This is a genomic window from Streptomyces sp. NPDC026301 (assembly GCF_055567935.1).
This window is the reverse complement of record NZ_JBVHPN010000021.1, coordinates 18423-44626: the sequence shown is the minus strand read 5'-3', so window position 1 is coordinate 44626 and position 26204 is coordinate 18423. Positions and strand designations below refer to the sequence as shown.

Annotated in this window: 25 protein-coding genes; 13 read left to right on the top strand and 12 right to left on the bottom strand. The window is 72.5% G+C overall.

Going from position 1 to position 26204, the window contains the following annotated elements:
* Window positions 1-14: 14 nt before the first annotated feature.
* Window positions 15-680, top strand: coding sequence for a DUF6286 domain-containing protein (locus ACZ4MH_RS29430; RefSeq protein WP_351596198.1), 666 nt, complete (start codon window positions 15-17; stop codon window positions 678-680).
* A gap of 9 nt (window positions 681-689) precedes the next feature.
* Window positions 690-1292 (top strand): alkaline shock response membrane anchor protein AmaP, encoded by a 603-nt coding sequence (gene amaP, locus ACZ4MH_RS29425; RefSeq protein ID WP_351596201.1) that lies wholly within the window; start codon window positions 690-692, stop codon window positions 1290-1292.
* Between the two features lie 31 nt (window positions 1293-1323).
* On the opposite strand, the gene ACZ4MH_RS29420 is transcribed toward amaP, so the two are convergent.
* From ACZ4MH_RS29420 to ACZ4MH_RS29400, 5 genes are all read right to left on the bottom strand, one after another.
* Window positions 1324-2079 carry an SDR family oxidoreductase gene (locus ACZ4MH_RS29420; protein WP_351596204.1) on the bottom strand — a complete coding sequence of 252 codons (756 nt, stop codon included), beginning with the start codon at window positions 2077-2079 and terminating at the stop codon, window positions 1324-1326.
* A gap of 4 nt (window positions 2080-2083) precedes the next feature.
* Window positions 2084-3880 (bottom strand): glycoside hydrolase family 15 protein, encoded by a 1797-nt coding sequence (locus ACZ4MH_RS29415; protein WP_351596207.1) that lies wholly within the window; start codon window positions 3878-3880, stop codon window positions 2084-2086.
* A gap of 41 nt (window positions 3881-3921) precedes the next feature.
* Window positions 3922-4749 carry an SURF1 family cytochrome oxidase biogenesis protein gene (locus tag ACZ4MH_RS29410; protein ID WP_351596210.1) on the bottom strand — a complete coding sequence of 276 codons (828 nt, stop codon included), beginning with the start codon at window positions 4747-4749 and terminating at the stop codon, window positions 3922-3924.
* Between the two features lie 80 nt (window positions 4750-4829).
* Window positions 4830-5063: a hypothetical protein gene (locus ACZ4MH_RS29405; RefSeq protein WP_351596213.1), complete on the bottom strand. Its 234-nt coding sequence runs from the start codon at window positions 5061-5063 to the stop codon at window positions 4830-4832.
* Window positions 5064-5243: 180 nt separating this feature from the next.
* The gene (locus tag ACZ4MH_RS29400) at window positions 5244-6278 is read right to left on the bottom strand and encodes a DEDDh family exonuclease (RefSeq protein ID WP_351596216.1); all 1035 of its coding nucleotides are present in this window, start codon (window positions 6276-6278) and stop codon (window positions 5244-5246) included.
* 291 nt (window positions 6279-6569) lie between these two features.
* On the opposite strand from ACZ4MH_RS29400, the gene ACZ4MH_RS29395 reads away from it, so the two are divergent.
* The 4 genes from ACZ4MH_RS29395 (at window position 6570) to ACZ4MH_RS29380 (ending at window position 10644) form a co-directional block, all read left to right on the top strand.
* Window positions 6570-7856 carry an amidohydrolase family protein gene (locus ACZ4MH_RS29395; RefSeq protein WP_351596219.1) on the top strand — a complete coding sequence of 429 codons (1287 nt, stop codon included), beginning with the start codon at window positions 6570-6572 and terminating at the stop codon, window positions 7854-7856.
* Between the two features lie 102 nt (window positions 7857-7958).
* The gene (locus ACZ4MH_RS29390) at window positions 7959-8840 is read left to right on the top strand and encodes a sterol desaturase family protein (protein WP_351596222.1); all 882 of its coding nucleotides are present in this window, start codon (window positions 7959-7961) and stop codon (window positions 8838-8840) included.
* A complete protein-coding gene (locus ACZ4MH_RS29385; RefSeq protein ID WP_351596225.1) occupies window positions 8837-9544 on the top strand; it encodes a lysoplasmalogenase in 708 nt (235 codons plus the stop codon). The genes ACZ4MH_RS29390 and ACZ4MH_RS29385 overlap by 4 nt, the downstream gene beginning before the upstream one ends.
* Before the next feature lie 56 nt (window positions 9545-9600).
* Window positions 9601-10644 carry a zinc-dependent alcohol dehydrogenase family protein gene (locus ACZ4MH_RS29380; protein WP_351596228.1) on the top strand — a complete coding sequence of 348 codons (1044 nt, stop codon included), beginning with the start codon at window positions 9601-9603 and terminating at the stop codon, window positions 10642-10644.
* A 66-nt stretch (window positions 10645-10710) separates the two neighbouring features.
* On the opposite strand, the gene ACZ4MH_RS29375 is transcribed toward ACZ4MH_RS29380, so the two are convergent.
* A complete protein-coding gene (locus ACZ4MH_RS29375; protein ID WP_351596231.1) occupies window positions 10711-12222 on the bottom strand; it encodes a S8 family serine peptidase in 1512 nt (503 codons plus the stop codon).
* 604 nt (window positions 12223-12826) lie between these two features.
* Here ACZ4MH_RS29375 and ACZ4MH_RS29370 point away from each other — a divergent pair.
* The 3 genes from ACZ4MH_RS29370 (at window position 12827) to moaA (ending at window position 15992) form a co-directional block, all read left to right on the top strand.
* The gene (locus ACZ4MH_RS29370; RefSeq protein ID WP_467754766.1) at window positions 12827-13231 is read left to right on the top strand and encodes a DUF485 domain-containing protein; all 405 of its coding nucleotides are present in this window, start codon (window positions 12827-12829) and stop codon (window positions 13229-13231) included.
* Window positions 13228-14853, top strand: a complete 1626-nt coding sequence (locus ACZ4MH_RS29365; protein ID WP_351596234.1) for a solute symporter family protein — start codon at window positions 13228-13230, stop codon at window positions 14851-14853. Before ACZ4MH_RS29370 ends, ACZ4MH_RS29365 begins: the two co-directional genes overlap by 4 nt.
* A 149-nt stretch (window positions 14854-15002) precedes the next feature.
* The gene (gene moaA / locus ACZ4MH_RS29360; protein WP_351596237.1) at window positions 15003-15992 is read left to right on the top strand and encodes a GTP 3',8-cyclase MoaA; all 990 of its coding nucleotides are present in this window, start codon (window positions 15003-15005) and stop codon (window positions 15990-15992) included.
* Between the two features lie 128 nt (window positions 15993-16120).
* Here the strand turns inward: moaA and ACZ4MH_RS29355 are convergent, their stop codons facing one another.
* Window positions 16121-16351, bottom strand: a complete 231-nt coding sequence (locus ACZ4MH_RS29355) for a hypothetical protein (RefSeq protein WP_351596240.1) — start codon at window positions 16349-16351, stop codon at window positions 16121-16123.
* A gap of 211 nt (window positions 16352-16562) precedes the next feature.
* Window positions 16563-16970, bottom strand: a complete 408-nt coding sequence (locus tag ACZ4MH_RS29350) for a DUF3099 domain-containing protein (RefSeq protein ID WP_351596243.1) — start codon at window positions 16968-16970, stop codon at window positions 16563-16565.
* A gap of 218 nt (window positions 16971-17188) precedes the next feature.
* On the opposite strand from ACZ4MH_RS29350, the gene ACZ4MH_RS29345 reads away from it, so the two are divergent.
* A complete protein-coding gene (locus ACZ4MH_RS29345; protein ID WP_351596246.1) occupies window positions 17189-17473 on the top strand; it encodes a GlsB/YeaQ/YmgE family stress response membrane protein in 285 nt (94 codons plus the stop codon).
* A gap of 166 nt (window positions 17474-17639) precedes the next feature.
* Here ACZ4MH_RS29345 and tyrS read toward each other — a convergent pair whose 3' ends face one another.
* The 3 genes from tyrS to ACZ4MH_RS29330 form a co-directional block, all read right to left on the bottom strand.
* Window positions 17640-19043, bottom strand: coding sequence for a tyrosine--tRNA ligase (gene tyrS / locus ACZ4MH_RS29340; RefSeq protein WP_351596249.1), 1404 nt, complete (start codon window positions 19041-19043; stop codon window positions 17640-17642).
* 151 nt (window positions 19044-19194) lie between these two features.
* Window positions 19195-20610 (bottom strand): metallopeptidase TldD-related protein, encoded by a 1416-nt coding sequence (locus ACZ4MH_RS29335; RefSeq protein ID WP_351596252.1) that lies wholly within the window; start codon window positions 20608-20610, stop codon window positions 19195-19197.
* A gap of 82 nt (window positions 20611-20692) precedes the next feature.
* Complete coding sequence (locus ACZ4MH_RS29330; protein WP_467754765.1) at window positions 20693-22222, bottom strand: TldD/PmbA family protein; 1530 nt, start codon at window positions 22220-22222, stop codon at window positions 20693-20695.
* A 253-nt stretch (window positions 22223-22475) separates the two neighbouring features.
* On the opposite strand from ACZ4MH_RS29330, the gene fabG reads away from it, so the two are divergent.
* Window positions 22476-23180 carry a 3-oxoacyl-[acyl-carrier-protein] reductase gene (gene fabG, locus ACZ4MH_RS29325; protein WP_351596255.1) on the top strand — a complete coding sequence of 235 codons (705 nt, stop codon included), beginning with the start codon at window positions 22476-22478 and terminating at the stop codon, window positions 23178-23180.
* A gap of 5 nt (window positions 23181-23185) precedes the next feature.
* Window positions 23186-23953 carry an enoyl-ACP reductase FabI gene (fabI, locus tag ACZ4MH_RS29320; RefSeq protein ID WP_351596258.1) on the top strand — a complete coding sequence of 256 codons (768 nt, stop codon included), beginning with the start codon at window positions 23186-23188 and terminating at the stop codon, window positions 23951-23953.
* A 98-nt stretch (window positions 23954-24051) separates the two neighbouring features.
* Here fabI and ACZ4MH_RS29315 read toward each other — a convergent pair whose 3' ends face one another.
* Window positions 24052-24735, bottom strand: coding sequence for a FadR/GntR family transcriptional regulator (locus ACZ4MH_RS29315; protein WP_351596261.1), 684 nt, complete (start codon window positions 24733-24735; stop codon window positions 24052-24054).
* A 147-nt stretch (window positions 24736-24882) separates the two neighbouring features.
* On the opposite strand from ACZ4MH_RS29315, the gene ACZ4MH_RS29310 reads away from it, so the two are divergent.
* The gene (locus ACZ4MH_RS29310; RefSeq protein WP_351596264.1) at window positions 24883-26184 is read left to right on the top strand and encodes a CynX/NimT family MFS transporter; all 1302 of its coding nucleotides are present in this window, start codon (window positions 24883-24885) and stop codon (window positions 26182-26184) included.
* Window positions 26185-26204 lie beyond the last annotated feature (20 nt).

Sequence of the window (26204 nt, the reverse complement as noted above, 5' to 3'; positions counted from 1 at the left end):
ACGGGACGCGCGACATGAGCGAGCCGGACACGACGCGTCGGCTCCCGACGCTGGAGAAGACGCCCCGCGGACCCGGCGGCCCGGACGGCCCCGAGCAGTCCGCCTCCGCCGCCGCGTACACCTCCGGCGCCGCCGGGGGCAGGGCCGGCCGCTTCTGGTCGGCCCGGCGGCTGCCGGCCGGCCTGGTGGCGCTGGTACTGCTCGCGGTGGCCGGGCTCTTCCTGTACGACGTGGCCGCGGTGCGGGCCGGGGAGCGGGCGATGGCCTGGCGCCGGTGGCTCGCCGACGAGCTGGCGTCCCGCCCCCTGGACAACCCCGGGGTGCTGGCCGCCGCCGCGCTCGCCGCGGCGCTGGGCCTCTGGCTGATCGTGCTCGCGGTGACGCCCGGGCTGCGCGGCGTCCTGACGATGCGGCCCGCGACGCCCGGGATACGGGCCGGGCTGGACCGCCCGGCCGCCGCGCTGGTGCTGCGCGACCGCGTCATGGAGGTGGCGGGCGTGCAGTCCGTACGGATCACTGTCTCGCGCCGCAAGGTGCGGGCGCGCGCGGTCGCGCACTTCCGCGAGCTGGACGAGGTGCGCGGCGACGTGGACGCCGCGCTCGCCGAGGGCCTGGACCGGCTCGGCCTCGTCCGGCCGCTCGGCCTGTCCGTCCACGTACGCCGTCCGGGGAAGAGGTGAGCGGTGCCGATGCGTCAGGTACGGCGGGCGGTCAACCGTGTGCTGCTCGGACTGACCGGACTGGTGCTGCTGGGCGCCGGTGGGCTGGTGCTGCTCGGCGGCGCGCTGCCGCAGAGCTGGCGCGCCGGGCTGCCGGACGGGTGGCCATGGGCGGCGCCCGATGACGTCCTGCTGCCCGCAGCGGACCGTACCCGCTGGACGGGGACGGGCTGGTGGTGGCCGGTGGTGCTCGCCGCGCTGGCCGTGCTGCTCCTGCTCGCCCTGTGGTGGCTGCTGACCCAGTTCCGCGGCCGCCGGCTGCGCGAGGTCCTGGTCGACACCGGGGACGGCGAGGGCGCACTGCTGCGCGGGCGCGCCCTGGAGGACGTCCTCGCGGCCGAGGCGGAGAGCGCGGACGGGGTGCACAGGGCCGTCGTGCATCTGACGGGACGGCGCCGCGAGCCCCGCGTACGGGCCCGGCTCCTGCTGGAGCCGCACGCGGACCCGGCCGGTGCGGTGGACCTCCTCGGCACGCGGGCGGTGGCACACGCCCGCGAGTCGACGGGCCTGCCGGAACTCCCGGCGGAGGTCAGGCTGCGGGCCGTACGGCACCGGGCCGAACGGGTCAGCTGACCCCCGCACGGGAGATCGGGGCCGCCGGCGTTCAGAAGCCGTGCCGCGCCCCGCCGTCGATGGGCAGCATGACGCCGTTGACGTACGACGCCGCGGGCGAGAGCAGGAAGGCGGCGGTGCGGCCGAACTCCTCCGGGGTGCCGTAGCGGCGCAGCGGGATCGTCGCGGCATTGCGGGTGCGCGAGCCCTCCGCGTCGCCCGACAGCTCGTCCAGCTGCTGCATCCGGTCGGTGGCGATGCGGCCGGGGAGGACGCCGAGGACGCGGATGCCCTGCGGGCCCAGCTCGACGGAGAGCGACTTGGCGAAGCCGGCCAGGCCGGGGCGGAGCCCGTTGGAGATGGTGAGGCCGCGGATCGGCTCGTGGACGGAGCCGGAGAGGACGAAGCCGATCACGCCGCCCTCGCCGAGTGCCCCGGCAGCCGTGCGGGCCAGCCGGACCGCGCCGAGGAAGACGGAGTCGAACGCGGCCTGCCACTGTTCGTCGGTGTTGGAGGCGGCGCTGCCCGGGGGCGGGCCGCCGACGCTGATGAGGATGCCGTCCAGGCCGCCGAAGCGGTCGCGGGCCGCGTCCACCAGGCGCTGCGCCGAGGCCGGGTCGGCGTTGTCCGCGCCGACGCCGTGGGCGCGCGGGCCGAGCTGCTTCGCGGCCTCGGTGGCAGCTTCCTCCGTACGCCCGGTGAGCACGACGTTCGCGCCGTCGGCGACGAGCGCGCCGGCAGTGGCGTGGCCCAGTCCGCGGGTCGCGCCGGTGACGATGTACGTCCGGTCGGTGAGTCCAAGATCCATGGGGTCAGTCTGCCTTGAGCATGCCCGCCAGGGTGAAGGCGGTACCGATCAGGCCGACGTGGCTGAACGCCTGCGGGAAGTTGCCGAGCTGGCAGCCGGTCGCCGGATCGTACTCCTCGGCCAGCAGCCCGAGGTCGGTGCGCAGCTCCAGGAGGTGGTCGAAGAGCTCGCGGGCCTCCTTCTGCCGCCCGGTGAGGTGCAGCGCGTCGGCGAGCCAGAAGGAGCACACCAGGAAGGTGCCCTCCTCGCCCGGCAGCCCGTCGGTCGCGTGCTCCCCGTCGGCCCGCTGGGCGCTGTACCGGCGCACCAGCCCGTTGTGGGTGAGCTCCCGGCGGACCGCGTCGACGGTGCCGATGACGCGCGGGTCGTCGCCCGGCAGGAAGCCGACGCGCGGGATGAGGAGCGTCGCCGCGTCCAGCTCTTCCGAGCCGTAGTACTGGGTGAAGGTGCCGCGCTCGGGGTCGTACCCCTTCTCGCACACCTCGCGGTGCACCTCGTCCCGCATCGCGCGCCAGACGTCGAGGTCCGCCTTGAGGTTCGGGTGTGCCTCGGCGGTGCGGACGGCGCGGTCCGCGGCGACCCAGGCCATGACCTTGGAGTGCACGAAGTGCCGGCGCGGGCCGCGCACCTCCCACAGGCCCTCGTCCGGCTCCCGCCAGTTCTTCCGGAGGAAGGTGAGCAGCGCGCGCTGGATGTTCCAGGCGTGCGGCTTGTCGGGCATGCCGGCGGCCTTGGCGAGGTGCAGGGAGTCCAGGACCTCGCCGTAGACGTCGAGCTGGAGCTGTTCGACGGCGGCGTTGCCGATGCGGACGGGCGTGGAGCCGGAGTACCCCTCCAGCCAGGGCAGCTCCGCTTCCGGGAGCCGGCGCTCGCCCGCCAGCCCGTACATGATCTGCAGGTCGGCGGGGGAGCCGGCCACCGCGCGCAGCAGCCAGTCGCGCCAGGCCACGGCCTCCTCGACGTACCCGGCGGAGAGCAGCGCATTGAGGGTGAGGGTGGCGTCGCGCAGCCAGCAGTAGCGGTAGTCCCAGTTGCGGACGCCGCCGATCTCCTCGGGCAGCGAGGTGGTGGGGGCCGCGACGATGCCGCCGGTGGGCGCGTACGTCAGCGCCTTCAGCGTGATCAGGGAGCGGACGACGGCCTCGCGGTGCGGCCCGTCGTACGAGCACCGCGCCGACCACTCCGCCCAGTCGTCCAGCGTGCATTGCAGCGCCTCGTACGGGTCGATGCGATCGGGGCGCGGCTCGTGTGAGGGGTGCCAGGTGAGGACGAACGCGACCTGTTCGCCGGCCTCGACGGTGAAGTCGGAGCGGGTGCTGAAGCCCTGGCCGTACGTCGTCACCTCGGGCTCGGCGCGCAGCCATACCGAGTCGGGCCCCGCGACGGCGACGCGGCAGTCCCCGACGTGCCGCACCCAGGGGACGACGCGCCCGTAGTCGAAGCGCAGCCGCAGGACGCCGCGCATCTCGACGCTGCCCTCCAGGCCCTCGACGATGCGGACGACGTCGGGGGCGCGGTCGCGCTGCGGCATGAACTCCGTGACGCGTACGCGGCCGGTGTCGGTCGTCCAGACGGTGTCCAGGACGAGCGAGTCGCCACGGTAGGACCGCTCGGCGTGGGCGCGGTGGTCGGCGGGGGCGAGTCGCCAGTGGCCGTTGTCGCGGTTGCCCAGCAGGGCGGCGAAGCAGGCGGCCGAGTCGAAGCGTGGCAGGCACAGCCAGTCGATGGAGCCGTCGCGGCCGACGAGCCCGGCGGTCTGCAGGTCCCCGATGAGCGCGTAGTCCTCGATAGGTGGATGCACGCTGTCACGACTGCCCGGTGGGGGCGGGAGCTATGCGGGGACTAGTCCTTGGCCGTGGCTGCGGTGGGGGCCGGTTCGGCCGGTTCCGAGGGTGTGCCGGCGGTCTCCGAGGCGGCGGCAGCGGCGCGGTCCCGGCGCTCACGGCGTACCAGGACGAGCCAGCCGACCGGTACCGCGGCGGCGAACAGCCACCACTGGACGGCGTACGCCATGTGCGGGCCGATGCTGTCGTGGTCCGGCTCGGGGACCAGCTCGGGCTTGCCGCCGGCGGGCTCGGGCGCGGTCTGCTCGAGGTAGCCGCCGAGCACCGGGCGGTGCAGCCGCTCGGCCGCCTGCTTGCTGTTGATCAGCATGACCTGGCGGGCGGGCAGCCCCTTGGTGTCCTTGATCCCGCTCTCGGCGGTGGTCTCGTCGGGGATTGCCCGGCCGGTGACGGTGACCGTTCCCTTCGGCGCCGGCGGCACGTCGGGGAAGGTGGTGAGCGCGCCGCCGCTGGGCGCGATCCAGCCGCGGTTGACCAGGACGGTCGCGCCGTCGGTCAGCCGCAGCGGGGTGAGGACGTAGTACCCGATGGTCTGCTCGTCGGCGGCGGTGCGGTTGCGCACCACGACCTCGCCCTTGGTGTCGTACCGCCCCGTGGCCCTGACCGGGTGCCAGCGGTCCGCCTCCGGCAGATCGCGCCCCGGCTTCGCGAGGTCGGTGACCGGTACCGGCTTCGCGTGCAGTGCCTTGGCGATCTGGGCGTTCTGGGCGACCTTGTGCTCATGGCGGTGCAGCTGCCAGTAGCCCAGCTTGACCATGACGGGGATCAGGACGAGGCCCACGAGGGTGAGGATCACCCACTGCCGGGACAACAGGAAGCGGTACACGGTATTGACGGTACCTGTCACGATTCGGCCCCCGACGGCAGGGTCCCGCCGAGGGCCGGCCGGGCGCCCGGTCCCGGCCGTCAGACCCGGTCGACGATGCCCACCTTCCCCTCCGCGCGGGCGCAGTGGGCGCAGCAGAACCAGTGGCCGTCCGCCTCGACGCCGTGGCCGATGACCTGGCACCGGCAGTGCTCACAGATGGGCGCCATGCGGTGGATGGCGCAGGAGAAGCAGTCGAAGACGTGCACCGCGCCCTGCGCGTGCACCTCGAACGTCATGCCGTAGTCATTTCCGCAGACCTCGCATCGTGCCATGCGCCCCAGGATGGGCGCGGATTTCCGACGAGGGCGGTCCGGGCGGGGGTGTGTTGGTCGGCTTCACCCGGACGGGGGCGGGGGCCGGCTGCCCGCCGTGGGGACTTCGGTCGGCGTCCGGCGCACGCGCCGTTTGGGTTGCTCGCGCAGTTCCCCGCGCCCCTGACGGGGCGCTGCCGTTTACTTCTGCTGGGCCGGCAGGACGTCCTGCAAGAGCTGCATGAAGGCGGCCTCGTCTACTACCGGGGTGGCGAAGGAGCGGGCCTTGGCGGTCTTGGACGTGGGGGAGTCCGGGTCGTTGGTGACCAGGAGGCTGGTCAGCCGGGAGACGCTCGTCGCGACGTGCAGCCCGGCCTCGATCGCGCGGTCCTCCAGCAGTTCGCGGTCCACGGAGGTGTCACCGGAGAAGGCGACCCGCATCCCCTGCGTCAGCCGGCCGCCCGCTTCGTACCGTCCGGGGTTCGGATACGGGCAGGCCGGGCGCTTGCGGGAGGGGCGCCAGGTCGACGGGCGGTATCCCGCGCCGGATCCGGAGCGCTGCGCGGGCGGGCGCGGCGCGTCGGCCCACTCGGTCAGCGGCTGGCAGGCCAGCAGCGGCAGCCGGAGGTTGTCCTTGGCGGCCAGCCGGAGGCTCGGCCGGAACGCCTCGGCGAGCACCCGGGCGTCGTCCAGCGCGTGGTGCGCGTGCTCCTGCACGACGCCGTAGTGCGCCGCGAGGGACTCCAGCTTGTGGTTGGGCAGCGGCAGCCGCAGCTCCTTGGAGAGCGCGATCGTGCACAGCCGCTGGCGCACCGGTGCCTGGGCCTTGGCGCGGGCGTACTCGCGGGCGATCATCGACCAGTCGAACATCGCGTTGTGCGCGACGAGGACGCGGCCCTCCAGGCGCCGGGACAGCTCGGGGACGATCTGCGGGAAGAGCGGGGCGTCGGCCAGCACCTCGCTCGTGAGGCCGTGGATCCACACCGGACCGGGGTCGCGCTCGGGGTTGACGAGGGTGTACCAGCGGTCCTGGACCTCGCCGCGGGCGTCCAGTTGATACACGGCAGCGGAGATGATCCGGTCGTCGCGGGCCAGGCCCGTGGTCTCCACGTCGACCACCGCGTATCCCTCGGGATAGGCGGTGGGCCAGAGAGCCTGCGGTTCCTCCTGCGGGGCCGGCTGCCGCACGATCTCCGGAGTGAGTGTGCGGTCGGCTGCCGTGCGGTCTTCGAGCATGGTCCATGAGGATACGGGCCGGCACTGACAGCGATGCCGTGTGGGGGCGTACGGATGCGCGCTTGGGGATGATTCGGACATCGCGCGCCCCGTACGCGCCGGGTTTCCCGAAGGGGCGTCAGGTCCCTGCCCGACCTGACCGATGCACGTCTCTTTACCCCTCGTGGGGTCGCGCTGTAACCCTGTTCCAGCACGGGCACGACATGGACGCGACACGCACGCGACGCGTACGCGACACGCATGCGCAGGACCACCTCGAACGCTTCCTTCCGGACCGACCGAGGAGCCGCGATGACGGACCCGACCGACCCGTACCTGATCATCTCCGCCGACTGCCACGCCGGGCTGCCCGCCGAGCGGTACCGGCCCTATCTGGAGGCCGGGCACCACCGGGCCTTCGACGACTTCCTCGGGCAGCGGGACGCCCGGCGCGCCGGTACGGCCCGGCGCGGCATACGGAACGAGACCTCCGCCATGAAGTGGTACGAGGACAACGAGGAGGGCCTGCGCGGCGGCTGGGACGCCGCGCGGCGCGCCAAGGAGCTGGACGGCGACGGGGTGGCCGCCGAGGTCGTGCTGCCCGACACGGACCCCGTGGACGGCGGCGTCGCGGTGCCCTTCGGAGCGGGCCTGGACGCCCCCGAAGGGCAGGACCCCGAACTGGGCATGGCGGGCGCCCGGGCGTACAACCGCTGGCTCGCGGAGTTCTGCGCCACCGACCCCGAGCGGCACTGCGGCGTCGCCGTGCTGCCGGTCGCCGGCGAGGTGGAGGAGGTGGTCGCGGAGATCCACCGGGCCCGGGAGTCCGGGCTCGGCGCGCTGCTGATCCCGGCGACGTGGGCCGGCGGGGCGCCGTTCCACGACCGCCGGTACGACCCGGTCTGGGCGGCCGCCGCCGAGACCGCGATGCCCGTCCTCACGCACGCGGGGGCCGCGCCCCGCCACGAGTACGGCGGCCACCTCGGCATCGAGCTGTCCGAGGCCACCTGGTGGCCGGCCCGCCCGCTGTGGTTCCTGCTGTGGTCCGGGGCCTTCGAACGCCACCCGGGGCTGCGCTTCGGGGTCGCCGGGGCCGGCTGCTGGTGGCTGCCGAACCTGCTGTGGCACATGGACCGGTGCTACCTCGGCGCGCACGGCGGCAAGAAGCTCTCCCCGTTCGCCGCGCTGAAGCGGTCCCCGCACGAGTACCTCGACCGTCAGGTCTTCGTCTGCGCCACCGCGCCCCGGCGCCGCGAGCTGGCGCAGCGGTACGAGATCGGCGTGGACAACATCCTGTGGGGCTCCGACTTCCCGCACCCGGAGGGGACTTGGCCGCACACGAAGGAGTGGCTGCGCCGGGCCTTCCACGACATCCCGGTCGGGGAGACCCGCCGGATGCTCGGCGAGTCGGCCGCCGAGGTCTTCGGCTTCGACAGGCGGCGGCTCGCGTCGGTCGCGCGGCGCGTCGGGCCGACGCCGGACGACCTGGGGCAGCCGCGCAACCAGGCGCCCGTGGAGGCGTCCTGGCGGCGCGCCCGGGAGACCGGCCGGCACTGGCTGACCGGCTTCGACTTCCCGTTCGTGGGGGTGGGGGAGTGATCCGGGCCCGGACCCCGTGAGCGTACCGCCGGTAACTTTGACCGATACTCATTGGTAACAACCTCTGGCCGAGCCCCTGTACCCCGTTCTATGGTGCCCCACATGCCGCACCTGCCCGATGTCGTGTTGTGGTCGATACCGGCCTTCGTCCTGCTCACCGTCCTGGAGATGGTGAGCTACCGGCTGCACCCGGACGAGGACGCCGCCGGATACGAGACGAAGGACGCCGCCACCAGCATCGGCATGGGGCTCGGCAGCCTGGTCTTCGACGCGCTGTGGAAGATCCCGATCGTGGCCGTCTACGCGGCCGTCTACGAGCTGACGCCGCTGCGCATCCCCGTGCTGTGGTGGACGCTGCCCCTGATGCTGCTCGCGCAGGACTTCTTCTACTACTGGTCGCACCGCGGCCACCACGTCATCCGCATCCTGTGGGCCTGCCACGTGGTGCACCACTCCAGCCGGAAGTTCAACCTCACCACCGCGCTCCGCCAGCCCTGGACCACCTGGACGGTCTGGCCGTTCTACGTACCGATGATCGCGCTCGGCGTGCACCCGGCGGCGGTCGCCTTCTGCTCCTCGGCGAACCTCGTGTACCAGTTCTGGGTGCACACCGAGCGGGTCGGCAAGCTGCCCCGCCCGTTCGAGTACGTGCTGAACACGCCCTCGCACCACCGTGTCCACCACGCCTCCCAAGGCGGCTATCTGGACCGGAACTTCGGCGGCATCCTGATCGTCTGGGACCGGCTGTTCGGCTCCTTCGTCCCGGAGACCGAGCGGCCCGTCTTCGGACTCACCAAGAACATCGGCACCTTCAACCCGCTGCGGGTCGCCACCCACGAGTACGCGGCCATCGCGCGCGACGTACGGGCCGCGGGCAGCTGGAGCGAGCGGGCGGGGCGGATCTTCCGCGGCCCCGGCTGGCAGCCCGCACGGAGCGGCGACGCCGCGTCCCCGGTGCCGGACACCGGGACGTCCGCCGCATGAGCCGCTCCACCGCGGCCCGCGCCCTCCTCGCCGCCTTCGGGCTGCTGACCGCCGTCCACCTCGGCGCGCTGCTCGCCGGGGCCGGGACGGTGGAGGTGGCGACCAAACCGGCGCTGCTGCCGGTGCTCGCCGCCTACGTACTCGCCCGCGGCGGCCCCGTACTGCTCGCCGCCGCGCTGCTCTTCGGGTGCGGCGGAGACACGCTGCTCCAAGTGGACGGCGAGACGGCCTTCCTCGTAGGGATGGCCTCCTTCGCTGCCGGGCACGTCTGCTACCTGGTGTTGTTCGTACGACGGGGCAGCGCACCGGAGTGGGGCCGCGGGCGGCTCGCCGCCGCGGCCGCCGCGTACGCCGTCGCCTGGCTCGGCACCGTGGCGCTGCTGTGGCCGGACCTCGCCGCCGATCTGCGCGGGCCGGTCGCCGGGTACAGCCTGCTGCTCACCGCGATGGCGTACGGCGCGCTGCGGGCCGGGCCGCGCGCCCTGCTCGGCGGCCTGCTCTTCCTGGCCTCCGACACCCTCATCGCGAGCGGCCTCGCGCACTGGCCGCAGCCGCCCGCGCCGCAGTTCTGCATCATGCTCGGCTATCTCGCCGCCCAGTGGCTGCTGGCCGACGGCGTGCTGCGGACGGCGGCACCGGCCGCCGCCGGCGCCGCTGCCCCCGACGGACCGGCCCGGCGCGCCGCCGTACCGGGCCGGACGTAGCGTGGGCCGTGAGGCCCCGGGCCGGGGCACGCCCCGGACAGCGAGGACTCCCCGCCATGCGAGCCAGCACTCTCCACGCGCCCCGCGACATCCGCGTCGAGGAGGTGCCGGACGCCGCGCTGCGCCGGCCGCAGGACGCGGTGGTCCAGGTGGCGCGGGCCTGCATCTGCGGCAGCGACCTGTGGCCGTACCGGGGCGAGTCGCCCCGCGAGCCGGGGCAGCGCACCGGCCACGAGTTCCTCGGGACGGTGACCGACACCGGTGACGACGTCGTCACCGTCGCGCCGGGCGACCTCGTCGTGGCGCCCTTCACCTGGTCCGACGGTACCTGCGACTACTGCGCCGACGGGCTGACCACCTCCTGCGTCAACGGCGGCGCCTGGGGCACGCCCGGCTCGGACGGCGGCCAGGGCGAGGCGGTGCGCGTCCCGTATGCCGACGCCACGCTGGTGAAACTGCCCGCCGCAGCAGCTGGTGACGACCGGCTGCTGACCGCGCTGCTCTCCCTGGCCGACGTGCTGGGCACCGGGCACCACGCGGCGCTGGGCGCGGGCGTCCGGCCGGGCGCGACGGTCGCGGTGGTCGGGGACGGCGCGGTGGGGCTGTGCGGGGTGCTGGCCGCCCGGCGGCTGGGCGCGGAGCGGATCATCATCCTGGGGCGGCACCGCTCGCGTACGGACCTCGCGCGGGCCTTCGGGGCGAGCGAGGTGGTCGCCGAGCGCGGCGACGAGGCGGCGGCCGCGGTGCGGGAGCTGACCGACGGGCACGGCGCGCACGCGGTGATCGAGGCGGTCGGCACGGAGCAGTCGATGCGCACCGCGGTGGAGATCGCCCGGCCGGGCGGCGCGATCGGCTACGTCGGGGTGCCGCACGGCAGCGGCAACGGCCTGGACCTGAGCGTGACGTTCGGGCGGAACATCGCGGTGCGCGGCGGCGTGGCACCGGTACGCACGTACATCCCCGAGCTGCTGCCGGACGTCCTGGACGGCACCGTCGACCCCTCGCCGCTCTTCGACGTGTCGGTGGACCTGGACGGGGTGCCGGAGGGATACCGCGCGATGGACGAGCGCAGGGCGCTGAAGGTACTGGTACGGCCGTAGCCGTGGCTGTAGCCGTAACGGTCACGGCCGCCGGGGCCCGGCTCCACGGGCCCCGGCGCCGCTCGCTCAGTGCTGCTCGACGGCGTCCAGCGCGTCCACGATGCCGTAGCCGTAGTGGCCGTTGACGTGCTGAGTACCGGTGCACGTCGCGTCACCCTGGGGGCAGCCCGGGTTGTCGGCGTCCTTCTTCAGCAGCCACTGGATCTCCTGCGGGCTGCTGTCGGGGTGCGCGCTCTTCACCAGCGCCGCGACGCCGGCCACGTGCGGGCTGGCCATCGAAGTGCCCGCCAGGTAGGCCCAGTCGCCGCCCGGCATGGTGGAGAGGATGTTGCCGTTCTTCGCGGGGAGGTCGGGGACCTGCCGGCTGTCACCGCCCGGCGCGGCCACGTCGATCACGCCGTTGCCGTAGTTGGAGTAGTACGACTTGAGCTTCTTCACGCCGGTCGCGGCGACCGTGACGGTGCCCGGGAGCTGGGTGGGCACGTCCCAGCACTCGGCCGGGTTGATCTTCCGCTCCACCGGAGTGCTGTCGTTCGGGCTCGACTTGTCGGTCAGCTCCTTGGCCGCCAGGTCGAGGTTGGAGTTGCCGGCCGCGGCGACGTTGATCGCGCCCTTGCGCTCGGCGTACTTGGCCGCCCGGCCCACCGCGTCGACAATGGCGCCCTGATCGGCGTCGCTCTTGCAGTTGAACATCCACGGGTCGACGTAATAGCTGTTGTTGGTGACCTCGACGCCGTGGTCGGCCGCGAAGACGAAGGCACAGACCACGCTCTCGGCGTAGAACAGGCTCGTCTCGGGCTCGCTGACCTTGATGGCGGAGATCTTCACGCCCGGCGCGACGCCGGCCACGCCGACACCGTTGCGCGCCGCGGCGATCGTGCCCGCGACGTGGGTGCCGTGGTAGTCCTCGGCCGGGTTCCACGGACGCCAGGAGCCGGGGGTGGTGTCGGCCACGCCGCCCACGCAACTGGCGGACTGCTGGGCGGAGAAGTTGGGCTTCAGGTCCGGGTGGGTGTCGTCCACGCCGGTGTCGATGACGGCGACGGTGACCTTCCTGCTGCCCGGGTTCACCTTCGCGGCCTGGTCGGCCTTGATGGCGGGCAGGTCCCACTGGAGGGACTCCAGGGGCTCCTCGCCGGCGGCCTTGGCGCGGGCGCCCGCCGTACGGGCGGCCTTGGTCAGGTCGGCCTTCTGCGGCTTGCCGATGTCGGTGGTGCCGGAGGGCTTCAAGGGGGCGGTGCGGGTGGCGCCGGCCGACTGGACGCCGCGCACCGTGCGTATCGTCTCGGCGAACTTCGGGTTCGCCGAGTGGACGACGATCACGCCTATCTTCTCGTGGGCGACGACCACCGTGCCGCCGGCGGCACGTATCTCCTTGCCGACCCTGGCCACCGAGGACTTGCCCGGGGTGGCGTTGACGACGTACGAGAGCAGCGGGCCGTCGGTGGTGACCGTGGCCCGGGACTCCTCCTGAGGGGCGGCGGTGGCCGCCTGCGGGAGGAAGCCGAGGGACGCGACGAGGGCCAGTCCGACCGGTACGGCGAGCGCGCGCACCCGTCTGGATCTCAGATGTGCCATGGGGGTACTCCACATCATCTCTGACCGCTCGCGGGCAGGTCGCGCGCGAGCCGGTTCATGACGAGTGAAGCTAACCGTGATCACCCGGACAGTTCAATGGACGGCAAAGAAAACCCGTCAACTGCCGCAGGAGCGGGGTCCGTCAACCACACCGGGGACGGCGCAGCGTTCCGAAGCTCAGCAGCGGCAGCGCGATCCGTCTGCCGTCCCAGCGGCGGGCAACGGCGCAGGTGGGACGGGGTGGCGCGGGAGGCGCGAGGGCGACGGGGGAGGACAACCGCACGGCGCCGTACGGGAGTCGGCCCGGTCCTGGTGGCTGCCGGGGCGGCGAAGGCGTCACACCCGGACAACGATCCGGCGTGCCGGCGGTGGCGGCCGCACCCCCCGGTTTCCTGGGGATTTCAGGCCCTGCCCCCTGTCGTAAGGCGGCCGTGCCCCTCTAGCATGCGTGATCCGGATCACTGATCTGAACTTTATGTCGTTCGACGAAACGCCCCGCAGAACGCCCCGCAGAACGCCCCCACAGAGCGCGCGACGGAACGCCCCGCACACCGCGCGACAGAACTCGCCAGGAAAGCCGCACCGTGAGAAAACAGGAGACCGCGTGAGCACCGCCGCCCAGCCGCCCGCCGACCCCGGGCCGCACGAGGAGCACGAGGCGCAGCACGACGCGCCCCATGAGGCACCGCCCTTCACCGAGGTGCAGTCCGGCGCGGAGTTCACCGAACTGCGCCGCTCCTACCGCTCGTTCGCCTTCCCGCTGACCGTCGCCTTCATCCTCTGGTACCTGCTGTACGTGCTGCTCAGCAACTACGCGGGCGGCTTCATGGGCACCAAGGTCCTCGGCAACATCAACGTCGCGCTCGTCCTCGGCCTCGCCCAGTTCGTGACGACCTTCCTCATCGCCTGGTGGTACTCGCGGCACGCCGCCGCGAAGCTCGACCCGAAGGCCGAGGCGATCAAGAGCCGCCTGGAGGGCGGCACCCCGCGTGTGGAGGGCGACGCATGAGCCACCTGACGTACCAGCTCGCCGCCGAGGGCGCGACCCAGCACCGGCCGCTGATCATCACGCTCTTCGCGGTCTTCGTGGCCGCCACCCTCGGCATCACCGTGTGGGCGGGGCGGCAGACCAAGGGCGCCGAGGACTTCTACGCCGGCGGCCGCCAGTTCTCCGGCTTCCAGAACGGCCTGGCCATCTCCGGCGACTACATGTCCGCCGCGTCCTTCCTCGGCATCGCGGGCGCCATCGCCCTCTTCGGGTACGACGGCTTCCTGTACTCCATCGGCTTCCTCGTCGCCTGGCTGGTCGCGCTGCTGCTGGTCGCCGAGCCGCTGCGGAACTCCGGCCGCTTCACGATGGGCGACGTCCTCGTGTACCGGATGCGGCAGCGCCCCGTGCGCACCGCGGCGGGCGTCTCCACCATCGTCGTCTCGATCTTCTACCTGCTGGCGCAGATGGCGGGCGCGGGCGCGCTCGTCACGCTGCTCCTCGGCATCACCAGCGAGACCGGCAAGATCCTCGTCGTCGTCCTGGTCGGCCTCGTGATGATCCTTTACGTCTCCATCGGCGGCATGAAGGGCACCACCTGGGTGCAGATGGTCAAGGCCGTCCTGCTGATCGCGGGCACCCTGCTGATCACGTTCCTGGTGCTGCTCAAGTTCGACTTCAACATCTCCACGCTGCTCGGCGAGGCCGCCAAGGAGAGCGGCAAGGGCGCGGCCTTCCTGGAGCCGGGCCTGAAGTACGGCGCCACCGCCACCTCGAAGATCGACTTCCTCTCGCTGGGCATCGCCCTGGTCCTGGGCACCGCGGGCCTGCCGCACATCCTCATCCGCTTCTACACCGTGCCCACGGCCAAGGCCGCCCGTAAGTCCGTGAACTGGGCCATCGGCATCATCGGCGTCTTCTACCTGATGACCATCGCGCTCGGCTTCGGCGCCGCGGCCCTCATCAAGCCCGAGACGATCATCGCGTCCAACCCGGCGGGCAACACCGCGGCCCCGCTGCTCGCCCAGGAGATCGGCGGCGGCGCCGACTCCACCGGCGGCGCCATCCTGCTCGCCGTGATCTCGGCGGTCGCCTTCGCCACCATCCTCGCCGTGGTCGCGGGCCTCACCCTCGCCTCGTCCTCGTCCTTCGCGCACGACCTGTACGTCAACGTGATCAAGAAGGGGAAGGCGTCGGAGAAGGAGGAGGTACGGGCGGCCCGATGGGCCACCGTCGGCATCGGCGCCGCCGCGATCGTCCTCGGCGTCTTCGCACGCGGCCTGAACGTCGCCGGCCTGGTCGCGCTGGCCTTCGCGGTCGCCGCCTCCGCCAACCTGCCCACGATCCTCTACAGCCTCTTCTGGAAGCGCTTCACCACCTCGGGGGCGCTGTGGTCGATCTACGGCGGCCTGGCCTCCTCGGTCCTCCTCGTGCTCTTCTCGCCGGTCGTCTCCGGCAAGGAGACCTCGATGTTCCCCGGCGTGGACTTCCACTTCTTCCCGCTGGAGAACCCGGGCCTGGTCTCCATCCCGCTGGGCTTCCTGCTCGGCTGGCTCGGGTCCCTGCTCTCCAAGGAGGAGCCGGACGCCGCCAAGTACGCCGAGCTGGAGGTGCGGTCCCTGACCGGCACCGGAGCGCACTGACCCCCGATTCCCGCAGGCGGAGCACCGGCCGCGTCGTAGATCCCTACGACGCGGCCGGTCCCGCATCGTGACATCGGGTCCCTGCTCGTTGTCACACCCATCGCGTAGGCTCGACAACACACTGATCCGCCACCGGGGGAGGGGGCCTCGTGCTCATCGACACATACGGGCGAGTAGCCACCGACCTGCGGGTTTCACTGACCGACCGGTGCAACCTGCGGTGCACGTACTGCATGCCCGAAGAAGGCCTGCAATGGCTGGCCAAGCCGGACCTGCTCACGGACGACGAAATCGTCCGCCTCATCCGCGTCGCCGTCACCGACCTCGGGATCGAAGAGGTCCGCTTCACCGGCGGCGAGCCGCTGCTCCGCCCCGGCCTCGTCGGCATCGTCGAGCGCGTCGCGGCGCTGGAGAAGCGCCCCCGGATGTCGCTGACCACCAACGGCATCGGCCTGGAGCGCACCGCCGCCGCGCTGCGCGACGCCGGCCTGGACCGGGTCAACGTCTCGCTGGACACCCTGCGCCCCGACGTCTTCCAGACCCTGACCCGCCGCAAGCGCCACGCCGACGTACTGCGGGGCCTGGAGGCGGCCCGCGCCGCCGGCCTCACCCCCGTCAAGGTCAATTCCGTCCTCATGCCGGGGCTGAACGACGACGAAGCCCCCGACCTCCTCGCCTGGGCCGTGGAGAACGACTACGAGCTCCGCTTCATCGAGCAGATGCCGCTCGACGCCCAGCACGGCTGGAAGCGCGACGGCATGATCACCGCGGGCGACATCCTCGCCTCGCTGCGCACCCGCTTCGCGCTGACCCCCGAGGGCCAGGACGAGCGCGGCTCCGCGCCCGCCGAGCGCTGGCTCGTCGACGGCGGGCCGCACCGCGTCGGCGTCATCGCCTCGGTGACCCGCCCCTTCTGCCGCGCCTGCGACCGTACGCGGCTGACCGCCGACGGCCAGGTGCGGACGTGCCTGTTCGCCACGGAGGAGACGGACCTGCGGGCCGCGCTGCGCTCGGACGCGCCGGACGAGGAGATCGCGCGCATATGGAAGCTCGCGATGTGGGGGAAGAAGGCGGGCTCGGGCCTGGACGACCCGAGCTTCCTGCAGCCGGAGCGGCCGATGTCGGCGATCGGCGGCTGAGAGCCGACGCGGACGCAGTGCCGGACGGAAGCGAGTGCCGGGCGGACGCGGGTGCCGGGCCGGCGCTGGCTCCGAGCGGCCGGTGCGGGCGCTCAGCTCTCCTCGGCCGACGCGGCCGGTGCGGGCCCTCAGCCCTCCTCGGGCGACGCCTTCTCCCACTCCTCCAGCGTCACGACGTCCTTCAGGAAGCCGCGGACGCCGAGGAATTGGGAGAGGTGCTCGCGGTGCTCCTCGCACGCGAGCCAGGTCTTGCGCCGGTCGGGCGTGTGCAGCTTCGGGTTGTTCCAGGCCAGTACCCACACCGCGGCCGCACGGCAGCCCTTGGCGGAGCAGATCACTGTGTTATCGGGGGAGTTCACAGCCTCAACCCTACGATGCCCCTGATCCGGCACTTCCGGATCCGGACGTGGCGACGCCGGGCAGCCACGGGGGGAGCCGCCCGGCGTCGGTCCGTCGCTCCGACGGGGGATGCGGAGCGCGTACGAAGTATGTCACGGGGGACCGTGCCGGGTGCACCGGAACCACATGATTGATCTGAGCTTTTCTTGAGCTTTGCGGATCGTCGGCAGATCAGCCGTGCTCGCCGCGCTGCTCGGCGGAGTCCGTCCGCCCCGCTCCCGGGCCGCCTTCCGCGCCCGGCTCCCGCGGTGTGCCGTCGGCCGGCCGCGGTGCGTCCTCGGCCGACGTGGTCAGCATCGGCCGGGACGGGGCCGCTATGAAGGTCGAGGGAAGCGAAGTGACGTTCTCCCGGCCCGCGTTGGCGATGACGACCGCGATGTACGGCAGCACCAGACCCGCGATCAGGGTGATAATGGCGATGGGCCGCTCGACGTTCCAGAGCACGGCGGTGAGTATCACCGCCACCGTCCGTACCGACATCGAGATCACGTAGCGTCGCTGCCGCCCACGGACGTCCTCGGTCAGCCCCTGGCGGGCTCCCGTGATCCGGAAGGACTGGGCACTGCTCTGCTTCCGCATCACGTTCCACCACCTGTTGTCATACCGGGCACACGCCAATGCCGGACCTGTCCCACGTTACGCCGGGCCTGCGCCGCCTTCGAGACCGGGGCGCGATACGCCCGGCGGGGTACATACCGGCGTCATACGTACAGACCGCTCCGGCGTGCGCCGTACGGGTGGCGGTATGAAACTGAACGATGCACGGCCTTGTACACCGCGCCCCACTAGGAGGCGACATGAATTGGTTGTGGGCCATCATCCTGGGTCTGGTCCTGGGTGTGATCGCGAGGGCGCTCATCCCAGGGAAGCAGGCGATCCCGCTCTGGCTGACGGTGATCTTCGGCATGCTCGGCAGCGTCCTGGGCAACTGGGCGGCCACCGGCATCGGAGTCGCGGACACGAAGGGCATCGACTGGACCCGGCATCTGCTGCAGCTGATCGGCGCGGTGATCGTCGTCGGCGTGGGCAGCCGGCTGTGGGCCACGGTGCGCGGGAGGAAACACCGGCACCAGCAGGCGTGACCACGCCGCACCATTCCGCTCCCGCGGACCCGCACATCGGGCCCGCGGGAGCGGTCCGGCACATCGGGTCCGCGGGAGCGGTCCGGCACGGGACCGTCATGTGCGGCCCCGTACCGGGTTACGCGCCCCGGGCCTGAGCCGGCTCCGCGGCCGGCCCCGTGACGGCTTACGCGCCCTCCACCTGGGCCAGCTTGCGGCCGGCCTTGAGGTACGGCGTGCCGGGCGTCGCGGCCAGCTTCTCCGCCAGTACCTCGGCCAGCGGGCGGATCGCGTCGGCCTCGGCCAGTACGACCGTCTCCTGGCCCGACTCGGTCTCGATGACCAGCCGCAGCGCGTTCTGCTTCGCCAGCCGGCGGGCCGCCGACGCACTCTGCGTGAACTCCAGCACCTTGGTCAGCACCGTGGCCACCGTCTCCGCGCCGTGCTCGGCGAGGTCCACCGACGGCAGCGTGCCGACATCGGCGAAGGACTTCTTGGAGAACTGCGCGACGAACCCGGCGCGGGCCGCCATCGCCGCCTCGATGCCGTACAGCGCGGTCACGACCTCACCCGCGAGGATCTTCTTCAGATCCATCGGGTGCAGCGACTTCGCCGCGATGCGGGCCAGGACCTGGGCGATCTCCTCGTCCGTCCACTCCGTCCACGCCTTGAGGTACGGCTCCATCAGCCGGTCCGGGACCGACATGATCTTGCCGAAGACGTCCTCGGCCGGGGCGTTCAGACCGACGTAGTTGCCCTTGGACTTGGACATCTTCGCGCCCGTGCCGTCCGTGCCCTCGATCAGTGGCATCGTGACGACCAGCTGCGGCTGCTGGCCCTTGAGCTCCATGAGCTTGCGGCCCATCTGGAGGTTCAGCAGCTGGTCGGCACCGCCCAGCTCCACGTCGCACTCCAGCGCCACGGAGTCCAGGCCCTGCGCGATCGGGTACAGCATCTCCGTCATGGTCAGCCCGGAGCCGTCCGCAAGGCGCGTACGGAAGTCCTCGCGCTGCAGCAGCTGGGAGGCGGGCACCTTGGACAGCAGGCTCAGCAGCTCGGGGAAGGTGTACGGCGCCAGCCACTCGCTGTTCTGCCGGAAGCTGACCTTCTCGAAGTCGAAGAACGGCCGGACCTGGTCGCGGTAGCTGGCGAGATTGTGCGCGATGTCCTCGTCGGTCAGCGGCGGGCGCTCGGCCGTGCGGCCCGAGGGGTCGCCGATCTTGGCCGTGAAGTCGCCGATGATCAGCGTGATGTCGTGGCCGAGCCGCTGGAAGCGGGACAGGACGATCAGCGGGACCGCGTGCCCCAGGTGCACGTCGGTGGCCGTCGGGTCGATGCCCAGCTTGATGTGCAGGCTCTTGCCGGCGGCCGCTCGCTCCTCGATGCGCTCGGCGAGCTGGTCCACGCCCGGCAGCACCTCGACCGTCCGCGCGGCGATCAGCGCGGCCTGCTCCTTGGCCGGCAGGTCCGTCAGGTCGAGATAGCGCCGCGCGCCCGTCTCCTTCAGCAGCTCCTCGACGGTGGCGTCGACGGAGAGGTCTGCGGAGAGCAGCGTGCTGGCGCGGGCGACGGATTCGCCGAGGCGTGTCATGGCGTTCCTGATCGGTCGTTGTTCCCAAACGGGAGGACGGCACCGATTCTATTAGGGGCACGGAGCGTGGCCGACCGAGTATCCACAGGCCGGCCACGCGGTACGACAAATACGCGCGCCCCGGAGGCCGGCGCCCCAAAAGGCCCCGGCCTCACACCCCCCGGCTCACCGAGCTCATGTTGAAGTCCGGGATGCGCAGCGCGGGCATCGCGGCGCGCGTGAAGTAGTCGCTCCACTCGCGCGGCAGCGTGCGCTCCGTACGGCCCGCCTCGCTCGCCCGCCCCAGCAGGTCCACCGGCGACTCGTTGAACCGGAAGTTGTTCACCTCGCCGACCACCTCGCCGCCCTCCACGAGGTACACGCCGTCCCGGGTCAGCCCCGTGAGCAGCAGCGTCGCCGGGTCGACCTCGCGGATGTACCACAGGCAGGTCAGCAGCAGCCCCCGCTCGGTACCGGCCACCAGCTCGTCCAGGGACTTCGTGCCGCCCGCGTCCAGCAGCAGATTGTCGACCGCGGGGGCCACCGGCAGGCCGGTCAGGCCCGCGCTGTGCCGGGTGGTGACCAGCCGGTTCAGCGCGCCGTCCCGCAGCCAGTCGGTGGGCTCCAGCGGCAGCCCGTTGTCGAAGACGGAGGCGTCGTCCCCGGAGCTGTGCGCCAGTACGAAGGGCGCGCACTCCAGGCCCGCGGCCCCCGGGTCGCTGCGCAGCGTCAGCGGCAGCCCGGAGAGCTTCTCGCCGACCCGGGTGCCGCCCCCGGGCGCCGCGAAGACCGTGCGCCCCTCGGCGGCGTCCCGCGCCCCGGAGGACCACATCTGGTAGACGAGCAGGTCGGCGACGGCGGTGGGCGGCAGCAGCGTCTCGTACCGCCCGGCGGGCAGCTCGATCCGCCGCTCGGCCCAGGCCAGCCGCCGTGCCAGGTCGGCGTCCATGGCCAGCGGGTCCACGTCGGCGAAGTCCCGGGTGGCCCGGCCGGCCCAGGCCGAGCGGGTGCGGTCGGGCGACTTGGCGTTCAGCTCCAGCGTGCCGGTGGGCTGGTCGTGCCGCAGCCGCAGCCCGGTGGAGGAGCCCACGTACGAGGACACGACCTCGTGGTTGGCGAACCCGTACAGCTCGCGGCCGCCGTCCCGGGCCCGCCGGAAGGCTTCGCCCAGCGCCGGCGCGAAGTCGGCGAACACCTCGGAGGAGGTCTCGGCGGGCGGCTCGGTGAAGCCGGGGGAGGGCGCGCCGCCCGGTACGAGCGGCTGCGCGTCCTCGGCGGGGCCCGCGCTCCCGGCGGCCGCCTCCGCGGCCCGCACCAGCGCCTCCAGATCGTCGGCGGTGACCGCGGCGCGCGAGACGACGCCCGAGGCGGTGCCCTCCTTGCCGTCCACCGTGGCGATCACGGTGAGCGTGCGGCCCCGGGTGACGCCGTTGGTGGTCAGCGCGTTGCCCGCCCAGCGCAGGTTGGCGGTGGTGGACTCGTCGGCGATGACCACGCAGCCGTCGGCCCGCGAGAGCGCCAGCGCCCGCTCGACCATCTCGTGCGGCGCGCTCGTACGAGAAGTACGAGACGTACGGCGTGTGCTCATCGACCGGCCTCCTGGGTCGTGTTCAGGCTGTGCTGACCCGGGGGACGACCCCCGGCCCCCCGGCCGATTCCGTGGTCAGCGTTCATCGACCGGCCTCCTGGGTCGTGTTCAGGATGTTGACGCCCGTGAAGAGAGCGGAAGGGCAGCCGTGCGAGACGGAGGCGACCTGGCCCGGCTGGGCCTTGCCGCAGTTGAAGGCGCCGCCCAGTACGTACGTCTGCGGGCCGCCGACCGCGGCCATCGAGCCCCAGAAGTCGGTGGTGGTGGCCTGGTACGCCACGTCCCGCAGCTGCCCCGCCAGCCGCCCGTTCTCGATCCGGAAGAACCGCTGCCCGGTGAACTGGAAGTTGTACCGCTGCATGTCGATGGACCAGGACCGGTCGCCGACCACGTAGATGCCGTGCTCCACGCCCGCGATCAGCTCCTGCGTCGACGGGCCCGCGGGCGCCGGCTGCAACGACACGTTCGCCATCCGCTGCACCGGCACATGGGACGGCGAATCCGCGTACGCGCACCCGTTGGACCGCTCGAAGCCGGTCAGCTTCGCGATCCTGCGGTCCAGCTGGTAGCCGACCAGGACGCCGTCCTTGACCAGGTCCCAGGACTGCGCCGCCACGCCCTCGTCGTCGTACCCGATCGTCGCCAGCCCGTGCTCGGCCGTCCGGTCGCCCGTGACGTGCATCAGCGACGACCCGTACGCCAGCTTCCCCAGCTGGTCGAAGGTCGCGAACGAGGTGCCCGCGTACGCCGCCTCGTACCCCAGCGCCCGGTCCAGCTCGGTCGCGTGCCCGATCGACTCGTGGATCGTCAGCCACAGGTTGGAGGGGTCCACCACCAGGTCGTACCGCCCGGCCCGGACGCTCGGCGCGCGCATCTTCTCCGCGAGCAGCTCCGGCATCTCCGCCAGCTCCGCGTCCCAGTCGTACCGCCCGTCGGTCAGGTACTCCCAGCCGCGGCCGACCGGCGGCGCGATGGTCCGCATCGAGTCGAACTCCCCGCTGCGGTCGTCCACCGCGACGGCCGTCAGCTCCGGGTGCAGCCGGACCCGCTGCTGAGTGGTGGTCGTCCCCGCCGTGTCGGCGTAGAACTTGTTCTCCCGGATCGTGAGCAGCGAGGCGTCCGCGTGCGTGACGCCCGGCGCGGCCAGCAGCCGCCCGCTCCACTCCGCCAGCAGCCCGGTCTTCTCCGCGTCCGGCACGTCGAACGGATCGACCTCGTACGAGGAGATCCACGTCCGGTCCGGATACGCGGGCTCCGCGGCGAGCTCGACGACCTCCTCCGACCCCGCCGCGTCGATCACCTTCGCCGACAGCTTGGCCATCGCCACCGCCTGCGCCGCCACCCGCGCCGCCGCGTCCATGGTCAGGTCCACACCGGACGCGAACCCCCAGGCCCCGCCGTGCACGACCCGCACCGCGTACCCCAGGTCGGTCCTGTCCGAGGACCCGGCCGTCTTCGCGTCCCGCAGCCGCCAGGACGCGTACCGGATCCGCTCCAGCCGGAAATCCGCATGCTCGGCCCCCAACGCCCGGGCCCGCGCGAGCGCGGCATCGGCGAGCGCGCGCAACGGCAGCGCGAGGAAGCTCTCGTCAAGGGAACGAGGTGTAGGCACGGCATCCCTCCCGGGGTCGGCGCCACGCATCATGCCGTGCCGGACCCCGGGTGCGCACGGGGACCGGCGGGTTCACCGCGGCGATTCGCCGGGTCTTCGCCGGGTCGCGGAGCGGTCGCTGCTGCGTCGCTTCTGTAGGGACCCCACAGTGACCGGCATGTGCCCCTGTCCGAGGTGGATTCTCCGTATGGGGCTCGTGACCGCTAGTTTCGTAAGGAACACACGTCGGACAGGACACGGAAAGGGTGATCTCTTGAGCCGCTCGGTTCTGGTCACCGGAGGCAACCGCGGCATCGGCCTCGCCATCGCCCGCGCCTTCGCCGAGGCAGGCGACAAGGTCGCCATCACCTACCGCTCCGGCGAACCCCCGGCGGGGTTCTTGGCCGTGAAGTGCGACATCACCGACACGGAGCAGGTCGAGCAGGCGTACAAGGAGATCGAGGAGAAGCAGGGCGCGGTCGAGGTGCTGGTGGCCAACGCCGGCGTCACCCGTGACCAGCTGCTGATGCGGATGTCGGAGGACGACTTCGCCTCGGTCCTGGAGACCAACCTCACCGGTACGTTCCGCGTGGTCAAGCGGGCCAACCGGGCCATGCTGCGGGCGCGCAAGGGCCGGGTCGTGCTGATCTCGTCCGTCGTGGGGCTGCTGGGCTCCGCGGGGCAGGCGAACTACGCGGCCTCCAAGGCGGGCCTGATCGGCTTCGCCCGCTCCCTCGCCCGCGAGCTGGGCTCCCGCAACATCACCGTGAACGTCGTGGCCCCCGGCTTCGTCGACACGGACATGACCCGCGCGCTCACCGATGAGCAGCGCGAGAACATCGTGAAGCAGGTGCCGCTCGCGCGCTACGCGCAGCCCGAGGAGATCGCCGCCTCGGTCCGCTTCCTGGCCTCCGACGAGGCCGCGTACATCACTGGAGCCGTCATTCCCGTCGACGGCGGATTGGGCATGGGTCACTGATCGATATGAGCGGAATCCTCGCCGGCAAGCGCATTCTGATCACGGGTGTGCTGATGGAGTCCTCCATCGCCTTCCACGCGGCGAAGGTCGCGCAGGAGCAGGGCGCCGAGGTCATCCTCACCGCGTTCCCGCGGCCCACCCTCACCGAGCGCATCGCCAAGAAGCTGCCCAAGCCCGCCAAGGTCATCGAGCTGGACGTGACCAACGACGAGCACCTGGCCCGCCTGGAGGGCATCGTCCGCGAGGAGCTCGGCGGCCTCGACGGCGTCGTGCACTCCATCGGGTTCGCCCCGCAGGACGCGCTCGGCGGCAACTTCCTCAACACGCCCTTCGAGTCGGTCTCGACCGCGATGCACGTCTCGGCGTTCTCGCTGAAGTCGCTGACCATGGCCTGCCGCCCGCTGCTCAGCGAGGGCAGCGCCGTCGTCGGCCTCACCTTCGACGCGCAGTACGCGTGGCCGCAGTACGACTGGATGGGCCCGGCCAAGGCCGCCCTGGAGGCCACCTCGCGCTACCTCGCGCGTGACCTCGGCCCCGAGGGCATCCGCTGCAACCTGATCTCGGCCGGACCGATCGGCTCGATGGCCGCCAAGTCCATCCCGGGCTTCTCCGAGCTGGCGGACGTCTGGAACACCCGCTCCCCGCTGAAGTGGGACATGGCCGACCCGGAGCCCGCAGGCCGCGGCGTCGTCGCCCTGCTGTCGGACTTCTTCCCGAAGACCACCGGCGAGATCGTGCACGTCGACGGCGGCGTGCACATGATGGGCGCCTGACCGGCCCGTACCGCTTGAAGGCCGTGGGGCCGCCGCACCGCGAGGTGCGACGGCCCCACGGCCTTCGTGCAGGGGTGGGGGTCGGAATCGCAGCGCCCTCAGCCCTGCCGCAGTCGGCCCGGTCGGCAGCCGTACGGATGGGAGCTCGCCTCGGTCGCCGCGCGTTCGCCGTCGCCCGCGCGGATCGCGTCCACCAGCCGTGAGTGGTCCATGTGCGACTCCGGGCGCAGCTCGTCGCCCACGTCGGCGCGGAGGAACTCGCGCAGTACGCCGCCGAGGTCCGCGTACAGCTCCGCCAGTACCTCGTTGTGCGAGGCCGCCACGATCGCCATGTGCAGCGTGGCGTCCGCCTCCACGAAGGCGGCCGCGGCGCCGGACTCCCACGCCTGCTCCCGCCGCTGGAGCGCCGCGTCCAGCTGCTTGAGGTCGGCCTCGGTACGGCGCTCGGCGGCCCGCCGGGCGGCCTCCGCCTCCAGGGCGCTGCGCAGCTCCGCGACGTGCCGGGGGTCGGCCTCGGCGAACCTGCGGTTCATCACGCCCGCCAGCTCACTGGTGGCGACGACGTACGTGCCGGAGCCCTGGCGGATGTCCAGCAGGCCGTTGTGGGCCAGCGCCCGGACCGCCTCGCGGACGGTGTTGCGGGCCACGCCGAGCTGTTCGACCAGCTCCGGTTCGGTGGGGATGCGCGCTCCGACCGGCCACTCGCCCGAGGTGATCTGGGCGCGCAGCTGGGCGATCACCTGGTCGGACAGGGCGGAACGCCGGGGTGAGGTCAGCGGCATACGGGCGCTCCTGGAGGCGCGGAAGCGGACGCGGACACGAACGTGGCATCGCCGATGCCAATGCTTCTCCGGCCTGTCGCCGGGAGACGGGACTCACCTGGACACTCACCTGGACAACCATTCATCCCATGATTCTATGATGTACCCATGGCAGACGACGACCTCGCGACCCTCGGCACCACGGCCGAGGCCCCACAGACCCCCCGGACGCCCGGCGGCGAACCGCTCGACCGCGGCCCCGCGCCCGTACCCGTACCGCGCTGGCTCGGCGCGGTCCTGACCGTCGGTCTCGTCCTCGCCGCGCTCAACCTCCGCCCGGCCATCACCAGCCTGGGCGCCCTCATGGAGGAGGTGCGGGACGGACTCGGCATGAGCGGCACCGTCGCGGGCCTGCTCACCTCCGTACCGGCTCTCTGCTTCGCCGTCTTCGGCATCGCGGCACCGCGGCTGGCCCGCCGCTTCGGCGCGGGCACCATCGTGTGCGCCGGCATGGCGGCGATCGCGGTCGGCGTCGTGGTGCGCCCCTTCGCGGGCGGCACGGCCGGCTTCCTCGCCGCCAGCGCCCTCGCGCTCGCCGGCATCGCGGTCAGCAACATCCTGCTGCCCGTGGTGATCAAGACCTTCTTCCCCGACCGGGTCGGCTCGATGACCGGGCTGTACTCCATGGCCCTGGCCCTGGGCACCTCACTCGCCGCCGCCCTCACCGTGCCGGTCACCGGCGCGCTCGGCGGCGGCTGGCAGGCCGGGCTCGCGGTCTGGGCGGTGCTCGGCGTCCTCGCCGTCGTGCCGTGGCTCGCCGTACTGCGGCACCGCGCGCCCCAGGCGGCGCCGGCAGCGGCGGGCGCGCCCCAGGAGGACGCCCCGGCCGTCCGGATCAGCCGCTCGCCCACCGCCTGGGCGCTGGCCGTCTTCTTCGGCCTGCAGGCCACCGCCGCGTACATCACCATGGGCTGGCTGCCGCAGATCTTCCGCGATTCGGGCGTGCCGGCCGGGACCGCCGGCGTGCTGCTCGCCCTCACCATGGCCATGGGCATCCCGCTGTCCTTCGTGCTGCCGCGGCTGGCGGCCCGGATGCGGCACCAGGGGCTGCTGGCCGTGCTCCTCGGGACCTGCGGGCTCGTCGGGTACGCGGGACTGTGGCTGGCGCCCGCGGCCGGCGCCTGGGGCTGGGCGCTGCTGCTCGGCATATCGAACTGCGCCTTCCCGCTCGCCCTCACCATGATCGGCATGCGCGCCCGCAGCGCCGCGGGCGTCGTCAAGCTCTCCGCCTTCGCCCAGTGCATCGGCTACCTGATCTCCATCCCCGGGCCGCTCCTGGTGGGCACGCTGTACCAGCACAGCGGCGGCTGGGGCCTGCCCATCGCGCTGATGGCGGGGCTGATGGTGCCGCAGATCGCGGTGGGCGTGCTGGCCGGCCGGGACCGCCGGATCGAGGACGAGGGCCGGTAATCCGTACCCGGACCGGCACC

Coding starts and splice junctions, on each gene's coding strand:
- ACZ4MH_RS29345 (WP_351596246.1), top strand. CDS start 17,189: ATGAATTGGTTGTGGGCCATCATCCTGGGTCTGGTCCTGGGTGTGATC.
- ACZ4MH_RS29315 (WP_351596261.1), bottom strand. CDS start 24,735: ATGCCGCTGACCTCACCCCGGCGTTCCGCCCTGTCCGACCAGGTGATC.
- ACZ4MH_RS29310 (WP_351596264.1), top strand. CDS start 24,883: ATGGCAGACGACGACCTCGCGACCCTCGGCACCACGGCCGAGGCCCCA.
- ACZ4MH_RS29430 (WP_351596198.1), top strand. CDS start 15: ATGAGCGAGCCGGACACGACGCGTCGGCTCCCGACGCTGGAGAAGACG.
- ACZ4MH_RS29395 (WP_351596219.1), top strand. CDS start 6,570: ATGACGGACCCGACCGACCCGTACCTGATCATCTCCGCCGACTGCCAC.
- ACZ4MH_RS29365 (WP_351596234.1), top strand. CDS start 13,228: ATGAGCCACCTGACGTACCAGCTCGCCGCCGAGGGCGCGACCCAGCAC.
- ACZ4MH_RS29390 (WP_351596222.1), top strand. CDS start 7,959: ATGCCGCACCTGCCCGATGTCGTGTTGTGGTCGATACCGGCCTTCGTC.
- ACZ4MH_RS29350 (WP_351596243.1), bottom strand. CDS start 16,970: ATGCGGAAGCAGAGCAGTGCCCAGTCCTTCCGGATCACGGGAGCCCGC.
- ACZ4MH_RS29380 (WP_351596228.1), top strand. CDS start 9,601: ATGCGAGCCAGCACTCTCCACGCGCCCCGCGACATCCGCGTCGAGGAG.
- amaP (WP_351596201.1), top strand. CDS start 690: ATGCGTCAGGTACGGCGGGCGGTCAACCGTGTGCTGCTCGGACTGACC.
- tyrS (WP_351596249.1), bottom strand. CDS start 19,043: ATGACACGCCTCGGCGAATCCGTCGCCCGCGCCAGCACGCTGCTCTCC.
- ACZ4MH_RS29385 (WP_351596225.1), top strand. CDS start 8,837: ATGAGCCGCTCCACCGCGGCCCGCGCCCTCCTCGCCGCCTTCGGGCTG.
- ACZ4MH_RS29420 (WP_351596204.1), bottom strand. CDS start 2,079: ATGGATCTTGGACTCACCGACCGGACGTACATCGTCACCGGCGCGACC.
- fabI (WP_351596258.1), top strand. CDS start 23,186: ATGAGCGGAATCCTCGCCGGCAAGCGCATTCTGATCACGGGTGTGCTG.
- ACZ4MH_RS29335 (WP_351596252.1), bottom strand. CDS start 20,610: ATGAGCACACGCCGTACGTCTCGTACTTCTCGTACGAGCGCGCCGCAC.
- ACZ4MH_RS29400 (WP_351596216.1), bottom strand. CDS start 6,278: ATGCTCGAAGACCGCACGGCAGCCGACCGCACACTCACTCCGGAGATC.
- ACZ4MH_RS29375 (WP_351596231.1), bottom strand. CDS start 12,222: ATGGCACATCTGAGATCCAGACGGGTGCGCGCGCTCGCCGTACCGGTC.
- ACZ4MH_RS29405 (WP_351596213.1), bottom strand. CDS start 5,063: ATGGCACGATGCGAGGTCTGCGGAAATGACTACGGCATGACGTTCGAG.